Here is a 13,150-nt window from a genome sequence, read left to right on the forward strand (position 1 = left end):
TCACGCCCTTGGTGACTGGACGCTGTGCCCGATCTTGCCTATTCATCGTGGTCATGCAGGCGGCACCCCGCCCCGTGACGGGAACGGACCGCGCAACAGGACACCACACGGAGACAGCAACCCCATGCAGATGCATCACGAACCGATCTATGCCTCGCGCCGTTCGCCGGTCCTTGCCGAAAATATCGTGGCGACATCGCAGCCGCTGGCGGCGCAGGCGGGGCTTTCGATGCTGGCGCGCGGCGGCAATGCGGTCGATGCCGCGCTTGCGGCGGCGATCACGCTGACCGTGGTCGAGCCCACCGGCAACGGGGTCGGGTCGGATGCGTTCTGCATCCTGTGGGACGGGCACGAATTGCACGGGCTCAACGCCTCGGGCGCGGCCCCCATGGCCTGGACGCCCGAGCGGTTCAAAGGGGCCACCGAGATGCCGTTCCGGGGCTGGGACAGCGTCACCGTGCCCGGTGCCGTGAGCGCGTGGGTGGAGCTGTCCCGACGCTTCGGCAGGCTCGATTTCACGACCCTGTTCGAACCGGCCATCGGCTATGCCGCGCATGGCTTCATCCTGTCGCCCGTCATCGCCGAGTTGTGGCAGCGCGGGGCAGGGGAGTTGGCAGGGCAGCCGGGTTTCGCCGAGACCTTCCTGCGCGACGGCAAAGCCCCCGCCGCCGGAGAGCGCTTTGTCAACGCTGCCCTGGCCGACAGCCTGCGCCAGATCGCCGAGACCGGGGGCCGCGCCTTTTACGAGGGTGCGCTGGCCGAGCGGATCGTCGCCGCAGCAAAGGCCCATGGGGGCGCGCTGATACTGGACGATCTCGCGCGCCACCGGCCCGATTGGTGCGGCACCCTGTCGATGGATTTCGACGATGTCACCCTGCACGAGATCCCCCCCAACGGGCAGGGCATCGCGGCGCTGATGACCCTCGGCATCCTGCGCCACACGCCGGTGCGCGAGTTCGGCCCCGACGACCCGATGGCGCTGCATTACCAGATCGAGGCGACCAAGCTCGCGTTCCGCGACATGGACGCCTATGTGGGTGACCTGCCCGCGATGACCGATATCACCCCCAAGGCGCTGCTGGACGCGGAGTATCTGGCCAGCCGCGCCGCCCTGATCCGGGCTGACATGGCACAGGATTTCGGCTCTGGCGCGCCGAAAAACGGCGGCACGGTCTATCTGTCGACGGCAGATGCAAGCGGCATGATGGTGTCGTTCATCCAGTCGAACTATGCCGGGTTCGGCGCGGGCGTGGCGGTGCCGGGAACCGGCATTCACATGCAGAACCGTGGCGCGGGCTTCACGCTTCAACCCGGCCATCCCAATCAGGTCGCCCCCGGCAAGCGGCCGTTCCAGACCATCATTCCGGGGTTCCTGATGAAAGGCGGCGCGCCGCTGATGAGTTTCGGGGTCATGGGCGGGCCGATGCAGGCTCAGGGGCATGTGCAGATGGTGCTGCGCACGCAGCTCTGGGGGCAGGATGTGCAGACCGCGGCAGACGCCCCGCGCTGGCGGGTGGTCTCGGGGCTGGAGGTGGCCATTGAGACGGCGATGGCACCGCAGCCCCTTGAGCGCCTGCGCGCGCTCGGCCACGCGATCACGCTGGAAAGCCCCGACAACGCCTTCGGTTTCGGCGGCGCGCAGCTTGTCCACCGCCTGCCCTCGGGGGGATATTGCGCAGGCTCCGATCCGCGCAAGGACGGGCAGGCCGTGGGATTCTGAGACCAGTTCCACGCAGATCATATCAGCCCCCTCCCGCGACGCGGTGCCCGTCGGCCACGGTTTCAAGCCTTGTGCGTCGCAGTGTCTCGCCCACGGGCAGCACCGGGCTTGGGGCCTCCGGCGCGGGCGGCAGGCGCGGTCGCGCGCGCAGGGGATCGGGGACCGGCACCGCCGCCAGAAGCCGCCGCGTATAGGGGTGGCGCGGATCGTGCAGGACCGCCGCGCGCGGCCCCTCCTCCATCACCTGCCCCAGACGCAGCACCATGACCCGGTCGGCCACCTGATCGACCACGGCCATGTCATGGCTGATGAAGAGATAGGACAGCCCGTCGGCGTCCTGCAATTCCTGCAACAGCTCCAGCACCTGCGCCTGCACCGAGACATCGAGCGCCGACACGCTCTCATCCGCCAAGATCACCTTTGGCGAGAGGCTGAGCGCACGCGCGATGCAGACCCGCTGCCGCTGGCCGCCGGAAAACTCGTGCGGATACCGCCTCAGCATGTCGGCAGAGAGCCCGACGCGCCGGAACAGGAATTCGGCCCTGTCCATCAGCTCGGATCCCTGCGCCAGACCATGCACCCGGAGCGGCTCCACCACCTGCTCGCCCACGGTCATGCGCGCATCAAGCGAGGCACCGGGATCCTGAAACACCATCTGTATGTCGCGCAGAACGGGCCGCATCGCCGCGCGTGACAGCCCCTTGGTCTGCTGGCCATCGATCCGCACCGAGCCTTGCCACGGCACAAGCCCCAGAAGCGCCTTGCCGATCGTCGATTTGCCCGACCCGGATTCACCCACGAGCGCAAGCGTTTCCCCGACCGCGATGTGAAACGACACGCCCTCCACGGCGTGCAGGCGCGCCACTGTCCGGTTGAAGATGCCGCCGGTCACGTCAAAGCGGACGCTCAGATCCTCGACCTCGACAATCTTCTGCGCCCCAGCCTTGGCCGCGCGCGCGGGTGCCGCGCCGAGCCGGGGCACGGCGGCCAGCAAGTGCCGCGCATAGGCCGAACGGGGGGTGTCGAATATCTGCGCGACCGGGGCGCTTTCCTCGGGCCTGCCCTCGCGCAGCACGATGACGCGGTCGGCCATCTCGGCGACCACGCCCATGTCATGGGTAATCATCAGAACGGCGGTGCCGTGATCCTTTTGCAGCAGGCGGATCAGGTCGAGGATCTCGGCCTGCACGGTGACATCGAGCGCCGTCGTCGGCTCGTCCGCGATCAGGATTTCGGGCTCGCAGGCCAGCGCGATGGCGATCATCACGCGCTGCCGCATACCGCCCGAGAGTTCGTGCGGGTATTGCTTCAGACGTCGCGCCGGGTCGGTCAGTTGCAGATCCTCCAGCAGCCCGAGCGCGCGCGCGCGGGCCTCGCGGCGCAAACATATGCGATGCTCCAGCAGCACTTCGCAAAGCTGTTGCTCGACCGTCATCAGCGGATTGAGCGAGGTCATCGGCTCCTGAAAGATCATCGCGATCCGCCGCGCGCGGATGGCGCGGAACGCCCGCTCGTCCAGACCGGCAAGATCGCGCTCGCCGAGCCGGATCACCCCCCCTGTGATCCGCGCCATCGGTTGGGGCAAAAGCCCCATGATCGCCAGCGCCGTCATCGACTTGCCCGATCCGCTTTCACCAGCCAGCGCCAGCGTCTGGCCTGCGTGCAGATCGAACGACAGACGATCCACAACGGTTTTGCCGCCCTCGCCGGTCGCCACCTGCACGCTCAGATCGCGCACCGTGAGAACGGGGCGCGCGGCGGCGCCCCGTGCGTTGACGGCCTCCGGCTTCATTCGAAGACGATCCGGGGGAAGTAGAACGAGACCACCCAATTGGGCATGTCGACGATTTCCGAGATCCGCAGATCCCCCGCGACCGAGCACAGCAGATAGGCATCCTCCGCCGACAGCCCATGCTCTTTGCCCAGCAGGTCGATCATGCCGGAGACGGCGTTGCGCGCCGCTTCCATCAGGTCAGGCCCGATCCCCGTCGTGGCCTCGTAGCCCTTGGCGTCGAGGTGGCGCGTCACCGGTCCGGGGGTCGAGAAGCGGGGGAAGGCGAGCCGTTCCTGCTTGATCAGATCGAGCGTGATCTCGACATCCATCGGGCTTTCGATGGCGGTGCCGCAGACCTCTCCATCGCCCTGCGCCGCGTGCGTGTCACCCACCGAGAAGAGCGCGCCCGCAACCTCGACCGGCAGATAGAGCACCGATCCGGCGGAAAGGTCGCGAATGTCGAGATTGCCGCCCATCCGGCGCGGCGGCACCACCGAATGCAGCCCCGCCTCGGCCGGGGCAAGCCCGATGGTGCCGGTGAAGGGCTTGAGCGGCACGCGGGCGATATCGGAAAAGAGCGACGGTGCCAGCGTGTCCGGATCATAGGACCAGACCTTGAGATGCGGATCGGTGAACTGGTCGGCCAAGAGACCGAAGCCGGGGATATTGGCGGTCCAGCCGAAGCCCGAGGGGTGAAACTGCTCCAGCGTGATCTTCAGCACGTCCCCCGGCTCGGCCCCGTCGATATAGACGGGACCGGTGACCGGGTTGATCTTGCTGAAATCAAGGGCGGGCACATCCGCCGTGGTGCTGTCACGGGTCAGTTGCCCGCCCGAGCTGTCAAGGCAATGGAAATGCACGCGGCTGCCCGGTGCCACGATCTGCGCGGGCGGGAACGAATGGTCCCAGCCGTGATGATGGTGGCCATGGATGGTGTAGTCGCAGGTCTTGCACATGGTCTCACTCGCCTGTCGCGGAATGGATGTAATCGTAGTTCACCGGGATATGCACCGGATCCACGAAGAGGCTGTCATCGCCCGCGATCCTGTCTGATACCAAGGTGAAGCGCTGCTCGTGGAACACCGGCACCCAGGGCGCATCCTCCATGATGTCGAGATAGATCGACCGCCAGGCCGCCTCGCGCTCCGCCGCCTTGGCCGGGTCGGCCATCGCATCGGCGGCACTGGCGCGGGCGTCGATCTCCTCGTTGCAATACCACGACCAGTTCCAGCCGCCGGGCACCGCCCCCGCGCAGCCCAGGATGGGGCCGTAGAAATTGGACGGGTCGGGGAAATCCGCGATCCAGGCCATGCCGCCCGACCAGATCATCGGGGCCTGATCCGGCTCTCCGCCCGCTGCGATCACGTTGGCCTGTGCGAGGCTGCGGATCTCTGCCCTGATGCCGATCTCGGACAGGTCCTGCTGGATTGCCTGCGCGATGCGCGGGTTGGGATCGACATTCATCACGAAAAGCTCGGTGGTGAACCCGTCGGCAAAGCCCGCCTCGGCCAAGAGGGCGCGCGCCGCCTCGGGATCGAAGGCGTAGCCCTCATAATCGTCGGCATAGCCCGGCATGGTAGGTGGCAAGGGCTGGTTGGCGGGCACCGCGCGACCGTTGATCATCTGCACGATCCGCGCCTTGTTGATCGCCATGTTGACGGCGCGGCGCACACCCACATTGTCGAACGGGGCCATCCGCGTGTTGAGCGTGATGTAGCCGGTATGCAACTGCCCGCCCTCGACGACGTTCTCGGCCTGCGCGGGGTCGTTCATCACTTGCAGGAATTGCGCGGGCGGAATGCCGTCGCCCGGCACATCCGCCTCGCCGCTTTGCAGGCGCAGCAGCGCGACGGTGGGATCGAGCCCGATATCGAAGGTCACCCGGTCAAGCTTGGGCACGCCGGCGCGGTGATACTCCTTGAACCGCTCGAACACGAGTTGCTGGCCCGGTGTCCACTCGGTCAGACGAAACGCGCCCGAGCCAACCGGCTCGCGACCGAAATCCTCGCCCGAGGCCTCGACCGCCTCGCGCGGCACGATGGAGGCGAAGTTGAGCGCCATGACATGGCTGAAGGTGGCGTCGGGCCGCGACAGGGTGATGCGCACGGTCTTGTCGTCCAGAACCTCGACCCCGCTCAGCCCGTCACCCTCGCCCGCGTTCCACGCATCGAACCCCGCGATCATCCCGAAGAACCCGGCACCGGGGCTGCGGGTCTTGGGGTTGGTCACCCGGTCGAGCGAATATTTCACGTCCCCGGCGGTGATCTCGCGCCCGTTGTGGAACTTGATTCTGTCCTTCAGCACGAAGGTATGGACCATGCCATCCCCGGAAATCTCATGGCTTGCCGCCAACTCGTTGCGCAGGGTCGTGGTGCCGGGCTCATAGCCCATCAACCCGTCAAAGAGCGATTTGATCATCGACCAGTTCTGCCAGTCATAGCCGATCGCGGGATCGAGCGTGGCCACGTCATCCTGATAGGTCACGATCATCTCGCCGCCCTGCGGGGCATCCTCGTTCACCTGCGCGAACGCGCCGCCCGCGACAAGCGCCAGCCCGGCAACACCGGCCATCAATGCGTTTTTCATCGGTCTTCTCTCCTCTGTCGGTTTCATTTGGTCTTGATCCGGGGATCGATCAGCGGGGCCACCAGATCGGCGAGCAGATTGCCGAGCACGATGGCCGTGGCCGAAACCATGGTGACGCCCATGATCACGGGAATGTCGACGCGCTGGATGGCCTGCCAGGCAAGCTGACCGATCCCGGGCCATCCGAACACGCTTTCGACAACGACAATGCCCGACATGAACAACCCGATGTCGATGCCGATCATGGCGATGATCGGCAGGATCGCATTGGGCATGACATGGCGGGCGACGATGCGCAGTTTCGACAGGCCCTTGGCGCGGGCCGTGCGCACGAAATCCTGTTCCAGAACGTCGATCATCGACGAGCGCATCATGCGGCTATACCAGCCCGCGCCGAGAAACCCGAGCGTGATCGACGGCAGCACCAGATGCGCGAAGGTGCCATAGCCACCGATGGGCAGCCAGCCAAGCTGCACGGCAAAGACATAGAGCAGCAGGATGCCGATCACGAATTGCGGCGCCGAAATCGACACGAAACTGAAGATCATCAGCGAATGGTCGGCAAGGCGGTTGCGGCGCAGCGCGGCGACAACGCCGATGCTCAGCCCGAGGATCAGCTCGGTGACAATCGCCGAGACCATCAGCAGAAGGCTTGCAGGCAGGCGCGCGGCGATCAGGTCCGCCACCTCGGCGCGTTGCAGATAGGACCGGCCCATGTCGCCCTGCGCGAGGTTGCCGAGATAGCGGGCATATTGCACGAAAAGCGGATCGTTCAGCCCCAGTTGGTCGCGGATATTGGCGACCGTCTCGGCGGTGGCCGAGCGGCCCGCGATCTGCCGCGCCGGATCGGCGGGGATCAGGTAGAGCAGCACGAAGGTCACCAGGGTGATTCCGAGCAGGATCAGCGCGCTTTCCATCAGACGCCGGATCAGATAGCCGCTCATCCGTGCCGCCCCTTCAATGTCGGGTCGAGCACATCGCGCAGCGCATCGCCCACGAGGTTGAAGGCGAGCGCCAGAAGCACGATCAGCAGACCGGGAATGAACACCAGCCAGGGCGCGGTCGAGAAATAGGTCTGGTTCTCGAAGATGATGTTGCCCCAGCTTGGCATCGGCGGCTGCACCCCCACGCCGAGAAAGCTCAGCGTCGCCTCGAGCAGCACCGTGGTCGAGATGCCCAATGTGCCGAAAACGATGATCGACGACAGCAGATGCGGCAGCAGATGGCGCCCAAGGATACGCAACGGCGAGGAGCCGATGGCGCGCTGCACCTGGATGAACTCGCGTTCGGCCAGACTGCGGGTCTCGGTATAGATCACCCGGCTCATCTGCACCCAGTTGACCATGGCAATCACCAGCGCGACGATCATCAGGCTGGGCTGGAATATCGCCGCCAGCACGATGGCGAGCAAGAGCGCCGGAAACGCCATCATCAGGTCGGTGAACCGCATCAGGATCGCCGCCGTCCAGCCACCGAAATACCCCGCGGTAATGCCCACACCCGCACCGAGGATCACCGCGATGCCGTTCGCCACCACCCCGATGATCAGCGATGTGCGCGTGCCTAGGATCAGGCGCGACGCCAGATCGCGGCCCAGAAGATCGGTGCCCAGAAGATACTCTCCCCCCGGCGGCAGCGGGCCGCCCATCAGGTCCAGCCCGTCAAAGCTCTGCTCGAACGGATCATGCGGCATGATCCACGGCGCGAATATCGCGCAAAGCACCATAACCACGATCACCGCCATGCCAAAAGCCGCGCGCGGGCGGCGCAGCAGCTCCGCCATGACACGCCCAAACCTTCCCGAAGCGCGCGGGCGCAGGGTCTGCACATCGCTCATCTGGCCCGCCCCCGGATCGTGCGCCGTTCGGCCAGCAGGCGGACCGCCGCCTCCTCCACGGTGATCCGGTCCACCATGGCCAGCGTGCGCAATTGCTTGAGGGCAAGCGCCTCGTCGCGCCCCTCTTCCATCAGCGCGAGGACGGCGCGGATCACGTCGAGGCGATGCTGGCTGCGGCGGGACATCTCCGCCTCGCGGGCACGGCGCGCCGCCTTTCGCGCGAAAACCGCGTGCGCCACCACCATCGCCGAGAAGAGATTGCCGAGGCCCCCGACCGGCAGGAACGCGTCCACCTCCTGCGCCAGCGCCCATGCGAGCCTGCCGGGGCTTTCCGATCCGATAAGCCCGATCAGCGGCATCGGTGCCTCGGCGCGCGGCCACGGAAGCATCGCGTCATCGGTCGTGTCGATGTCGAGGATCACCATGTCGGCGCGGCGCGCGATCCCTGCATCGGGCGCATCCTTGTGCAACAGCGCGCGCACACCAAGCCGGTCGCAGCGCGCCTCGATCCGCTGGCCGATTTCCGGCGAGCGGTGCAGGACAAGCGCGCTCTGCCCGGAGAAATTATGCACGGGCGCGTGGCTCACTTCACGACCCTCAGCCTTGAGTGTGCCTGCGCAGCGGCGGGCCGTCGCGGGGCCTGCCCTGTCATGTAGGGATCCGCGGCAACCGGCGCACCCGCGCATTGCACGACATCGAACTGTCCATTGCGCGCAATCGCCAGCCGGGGCGTCAGCATCGCGTGCCGCATCACCGGATCAATCGGCATCTGCCCCATGGCGGTTGCCACGGGCCGCTCCGCCGCCGCGCGGAACACCGCCGAGGGCGTGTCGCTGCCCGCCCGCTCCACGGCGGCGGAAATGATCTCGACCGCAGCAAATGAGGTTGCAAAGAAGGACGAGACACGCCCGTTCGGCGCGTGACGCCGCGCGCATTCGCGTAACCGAGCGTCGGCATTCGTCTCAAAGAAACTGCCCGCCGACAAGAGCCCGTCCGCCGCCGGTCCGATCTCGGCCAGATCGGCCTCGGTCTGGTTGAAGCTCACCACGCGGACCGGCTTTTGCCCGGCCTCGCACCGCGCCGACAGCCCCTGAAGGAAGCTGGTATTGGACGGCCCGATCAGGCTGTCGATCACGCAATCAGCCCGTTGCTCGCGGATTTCGTCGAGAATATGCGCGGGCGTTTCCGCCCCGAGCGGCACATGGCGTTCGCCCACCACCTCGATCCCGCGCGCCGTCAGACATTCCCGCGCCAGCCGCAGCGTCTCCCAGCCCCAGACGTAATTCGAGCCGAGCAGGAACGCGCGCTGCAGGCCCTGCGCTGCGATCCAGTCGGTTACCGGAACGACATGATGGTTCGGCGATGCGCCAAGATATACGACGTGATCGTTGCTCTCGAACCCTTCATAGGGGCACGGATACCAGAGCAGCCCGCCATGCCGTTCCAGCAGCGGAATCATCTCCTTGCGGCTCCATGAGGTGATCGCCCCAACGATATGCCGAACCCCGCTTTCCAGCATTGTTCGGGTCATTCGTTCATAGGCAGCCAGATCGCCGCCGGGATCGGCGATCACCGGCGTGATCGGCGCGGCACCGCGCCTTGCCAGCGTCTCCATGGCCCCGAGCGCCCCTGCGAGCGCGCTTTGCCCAAGCGCGCCGTAGCTGCCGGTGGTGGAAAAGACGAGACCCAGACGCAGCGTCACGATGGTATCCTTTCCATAAAAAAACCCCGTCCCTCTGGCTGAGGAAAGACGGGGCTCGATTGCCGTTGGCTTATGCAGCCGGTTTCGTGGATCGTGCAGCATCTTCGCCGGTCTGTCCAGCATGCTGTCCTCAATCAACGGAACCCGTCACCGCACCTGACTGAAAATTAATCAAAATCAAGACGGACATGCTGGAAGAGGCGTGAGCCGCCGCCGAAATGTCGAGGCGGCCCTCACCGTTCGGTGCCGTTCTCAGGCCAGATGGCCAAGGTTCCCGCCGTGGGCGCTCATCATCCCGAGGACGGTCAGGCTGGGCGTCTCCAGACGGCGTTTGCCCGGATCCATCTCAGGGCGCGAAATACTCATGAGGGCGGCTATCGCAGGGTGGAGCATTGGTCGGAGTCATCCAGTCAACCCCAACCAGCCGCCCTCAGCCAGCCCTGTGTCGTGCAGGGTGATCGTGACGATATCGCCAATACGAAACACATGAGCCTTCAGTTGGGTGCCCGCAACTTATGCGCCGCGTTCTGGACTTTTTTGAGGGTGGTTGCGAAAGGCCAAAAATTCCCATGAGTTTGGATAGAGGCCCTCGCCAGACAAACTGTCGGGGATTGGCCGGAACGGACCTCCGCTACCACCATTCCCCCCGACGCGTCCCACACCGATCATACCCGCGCAACACGAGACGCCCGGAGTTATCCCCGCCGTCGCCTGCGCCCGCCCGTATCGCCGCCGGTGTTGAAGCCCACCTGTGGCAGGGTAACGATCCTGTTGAGTTCCGGGAAGGGGTCTGTCTTGTGCGGAATCGCGTTGGCGGCCACGAAATGCTCCTGGAATTTCGGCTCGATGGCGGTCTCCACCTTGGTGATCTCGCCGACCACGCGCTCGATCTCGCGCCGTGCTGCGACATTGCACAGCGCAATCCGCGCGCCCGTGCCAGCGGCGTTGCCCGCCGAAGTCACCTTGTCCAGCGGCACATCGGGGATCATGCCAAGCACCATCGCGTGCAGGGGCGAGATATGCGCGCCGAACGCGCCCGCCAGCACCACGCGATCCACCTTGTCCACACCGCGCTCGTCCATCAGCAGGCGCGCGCCCGCATAGAGCGCGGATTTCGCAAGCTGAATCGCGCGGATATCGCCCTGCGTGACGGTGATGCGCGGGCCGCCCTCGGTGGTGCCGTCATGGACCAGATAGGCATGGGTGCGCGCCTCGGGGATCATGCGCGCCGTGCCGGTGGCTTCGGCAGACCCCATCAGCCCGCTCTCGTCCAGAAGCCCCGCCAGCCGCAACTCCGCCACCGCCTCGATGATGCCAGAGCCGCAAATGCCGGTGATACCGCCCGCGCCCACCTCGTCGAAAAACCCCGGATCATCCGACCACTTGTCACAGCCGATCACGCGGAAACGCGGCTCTTTGGTCTCGGGGTCGATGCGGATCGCCTCGATGGCGCCGGGTGCCGCGCGCTGCCCCGAGGAGATTTGCGCGCCCTCAAACGCGGGGCCGGTCGGCGAGGAACAGGCCAGAACGCGGGTCTTGTCACCCAGCAGGATTTCCGCGTTGGTGCCGACATCGACGATGAGGGCGAGATCCTCGGATTTGCCCGGCTCCTCGCTGAGCGCCACGGCAGCACAATCGGCCCCCACATGGCCCGCGATGCAGGGCAGGATATAGACCTGCGCGCGCGGGTTGAGGGTGTTCAGGTCCAGCTCTTTCGCGCCAAGCGACAGGCTTTGTGACGTGGCGAGCGCAAACGGTGCCTGCCCCAGTTCCACCGGGTCGATGCCCAGCAAGAGATGGTGCATCACCGGGTTGCAGACAAAAACCACCTCGACGATGAGCGACGGCTCGATCCCCGCCTCGCGCGCAATCTCGCCCGCCAGCGTGTCGATGGCCTCGCGCACCGCCGCCGTCATCTCACGGTCGCCGCCGGGGTTCATCATGGCATAGCTGACCCGGCTCATGAGGTCTTCGCCAAAGCGGATTTGCGGGTTCATGATGCCCGCGCTCGCCGTGACCTCGCCGGTCACAAGGTCCGTCAGATGCGCGGCGATGGTGGTCGAGCCGAGGTCGATGGCGAGGCCATAAAGCCCGCCCTCATGCAGCCCCGGCCAGATATCGAGCACCTGCGCCACGTCGTCCTCATGGCCGCGATGGAGCGCCACCGTCACCTCGAATTTTCCCTTGCGCAGGACAGGTTGCAGCTTGGACAGCAAGGACAGATCGGCGCGGATGCCCTCGATCCCCCATTCGCGGCTCAACGCGCGCGCGAGGCGTTCGAAATCGCCCGAGGGTTCGTGCATGTCCGGCTCGTCCACCTCGATGAAATAGAGCCGGGTGGCCGGGTCCATCTCGATCACCCGCGCCGAGGCGGCCTTGCGCACCACCTGCTTGTGAACCTGTGACTCGGGCGGCACGTCGATTACCACATCGCCCATCACCTTCGCCTGACAGCCCAGTCGGCGACCCGGTTTCAGCCCGCGTTTCTCGTCATAGCGCGCCTCGACCGCGTTCCATTCCGACAGGGCATCGGCCTGCACCGTCACGCCATGCTTGGAAAACTCGCCATAGCCCGGCGTGATCTGGCATTTCGAGCAGATGCCGCGCCCGCCGCAGACCGAATCGAGATCGACGCCTAATTGCCGCGCGGCGGTCAGAACCGGCGTGCCGATGGCAAAGCGGCCGCGCTTGCCCGAGGGGGTAAAGACAACGAGGGGGTCGGTGGTCATGGGGGCGATTTCCTTGCTGCGCTTTGGCGGAACATAAGCCATAGGCGCGCGCCCGACAGCCCGCAAGCGTCAGAAATCCGCCCAAGCGCGGCATGGAAGGATCAGACCCAGGGAAGTTGCAGCCCGAAAAGCCAGATGGCAAGCGGCACAGGGGCTGTGGCCAGCGCGATGGTCAGCATCGTCAGCGGGGTTCGGAACAGCCCCGACAGCCCTGAAATCAGCGCGATGCCGCCGCCGCCGCCGATGACCGAATTGCCGGGAATGTTGATGAGAACGGCAAGGTTGATATAGCGGTATTTCACGATCCAGCCGCAATATTTCTTGGGCAGAAGGGTATGGACAAAGGCCACGCGCCCCTTGGGCGGCAGCGCCTCGAACCGCGCCACAAGCTGCGCCGCGCCGGTCAGGTGCAGGTCCAGAAGCACCCGGCGCAGCCAGCCAAGCGGCACGGTGCAGCCCACCAAATAGGCCAGTGTCAGCCCCGTCGCTGTAGCAAGCCAGACCAAGGGCGCGATATCCGCCCCGCCCGCCGCCAGCACCGAAAGCCCGATCTCGACCCCCGGCACAAACGGGATGGCGATGAGCACGGCATAGATCACCAGCACCAAGGCCAAGAGGCCCGGCATGGCCCAGCCGTAATCGTTGCGGGTGATCCACGCTTCGGCCCATGTGAACAGGAAATGCAGTGCCACCGCCATCGCCGCGATGAGCGCGAGCCGCCAAAGGGTGCGCAACACCCCCAGTTTGAGCGGCGGGGGCACGGGGAGGGTCGGTGGTGACATGGCGGCTTCATCCATGGCCC

The 13,150-nt window shown here is 66.0% G+C and carries 10 protein-coding genes; 1 reads left to right on the plus strand and 9 read right to left on the minus strand.

Annotated features, from left to right (window positions below; translation table 11 throughout):
- Positions 1–124: 124 nt before the first annotated feature.
- Positions 125–1,720 (plus strand): gamma-glutamyltransferase family protein, encoded by a 1,596-nt coding sequence (locus tag ACSSV8_RS10020; protein ID WP_454282345.1) that lies wholly within the window; start codon positions 125–127, stop codon positions 1,718–1,720.
- A gap of 22 nt (positions 1,721–1,742) precedes the next feature.
- Here the strand turns inward: ACSSV8_RS10020 and ACSSV8_RS10025 are convergent, their stop codons facing one another.
- From ACSSV8_RS10025 to ACSSV8_RS10065, 9 genes are all read right to left on the minus strand, one after another.
- On the minus strand, positions 1,743–3,512 hold the full coding sequence (locus ACSSV8_RS10025; RefSeq protein WP_454282346.1) for an ABC transporter ATP-binding protein: 1,770 nt from the start codon (positions 3,510–3,512) through the stop codon (positions 1,743–1,745).
- Entirely contained in the window at positions 3,509–4,450 is a 942-nt protein-coding gene (locus tag ACSSV8_RS10030) for an acetamidase/formamidase family protein (RefSeq protein ID WP_454282347.1), read from the minus strand. The genes ACSSV8_RS10025 and ACSSV8_RS10030 overlap by 4 nt, the downstream gene beginning before the upstream one ends.
- Before the next feature lie 4 nt (positions 4,451–4,454).
- Positions 4,455–6,080, minus strand: a complete 1,626-nt coding sequence (locus tag ACSSV8_RS10035) for an ABC transporter substrate-binding protein (RefSeq protein WP_454282348.1) — start codon at positions 6,078–6,080, stop codon at positions 4,455–4,457.
- 23 nt (positions 6,081–6,103) lie between these two features.
- Positions 6,104–7,024: an ABC transporter permease gene (locus ACSSV8_RS10040; protein WP_354538656.1), complete on the minus strand. Its 921-nt coding sequence runs from the start codon at positions 7,022–7,024 to the stop codon at positions 6,104–6,106.
- The gene (locus ACSSV8_RS10045; RefSeq protein ID WP_454282349.1) at positions 7,021–7,917 is read right to left on the minus strand and encodes an ABC transporter permease; all 897 of its coding nucleotides are present in this window, start codon (positions 7,915–7,917) and stop codon (positions 7,021–7,023) included. Before ACSSV8_RS10045 ends, ACSSV8_RS10040 begins: the two co-directional genes overlap by 4 nt.
- Positions 7,914–8,504 (minus strand): ANTAR domain-containing protein, encoded by a 591-nt coding sequence (locus tag ACSSV8_RS10050; protein WP_354538658.1) that lies wholly within the window; start codon positions 8,502–8,504, stop codon positions 7,914–7,916. The genes ACSSV8_RS10045 and ACSSV8_RS10050 overlap by 4 nt, the downstream gene beginning before the upstream one ends.
- Entirely contained in the window at positions 8,501–9,619 is a 1,119-nt protein-coding gene (locus ACSSV8_RS10055) for a transporter substrate-binding protein (RefSeq protein ID WP_454282350.1), read from the minus strand. The genes ACSSV8_RS10050 and ACSSV8_RS10055 overlap by 4 nt, the downstream gene beginning before the upstream one ends.
- 695 nt (positions 9,620–10,314) lie before the next feature.
- Complete coding sequence (locus tag ACSSV8_RS10060; protein WP_454282351.1) at positions 10,315–12,348, minus strand: ASKHA domain-containing protein; 2,034 nt, start codon at positions 12,346–12,348, stop codon at positions 10,315–10,317.
- A gap of 101 nt (positions 12,349–12,449) precedes the next feature.
- On the minus strand, positions 12,450–13,130 hold the full coding sequence (locus ACSSV8_RS10065) for a hypothetical protein (protein WP_454282352.1): 681 nt from the start codon (positions 13,128–13,130) through the stop codon (positions 12,450–12,452).
- Positions 13,131–13,150 lie beyond the last annotated feature (20 nt).

This window comes from Roseovarius sp. MBR-79, from assembly GCF_053628555.1.

Coding starts and splice junctions, on each gene's coding strand:
- ACSSV8_RS10060 (WP_454282351.1), bottom strand. CDS start 12,348: ATGACCACCGACCCCCTCGTTGTCTTTACCCCCTCGGGCAAGCGCGGC.
- ACSSV8_RS10020 (WP_454282345.1), top strand. CDS start 125: ATGCAGATGCATCACGAACCGATCTATGCCTCGCGCCGTTCGCCGGTC.
- ACSSV8_RS10035 (WP_454282348.1), bottom strand. CDS start 6,080: ATGAAAAACGCATTGATGGCCGGTGTTGCCGGGCTGGCGCTTGTCGCG.
- ACSSV8_RS10025 (WP_454282346.1), bottom strand. CDS start 3,512: ATGAAGCCGGAGGCCGTCAACGCACGGGGCGCCGCCGCGCGCCCCGTT.
- ACSSV8_RS10065 (WP_454282352.1), bottom strand. CDS start 13,130: ATGTCACCACCGACCCTCCCCGTGCCCCCGCCGCTCAAACTGGGGGTG.
- ACSSV8_RS10040 (WP_354538656.1), bottom strand. CDS start 7,024: ATGAGCGGCTATCTGATCCGGCGTCTGATGGAAAGCGCGCTGATCCTG.
- ACSSV8_RS10030 (WP_454282347.1), bottom strand. CDS start 4,450: ATGTGCAAGACCTGCGACTACACCATCCATGGCCACCATCATCACGGC.
- ACSSV8_RS10045 (WP_454282349.1), bottom strand. CDS start 7,917: ATGAGCGATGTGCAGACCCTGCGCCCGCGCGCTTCGGGAAGGTTTGGG.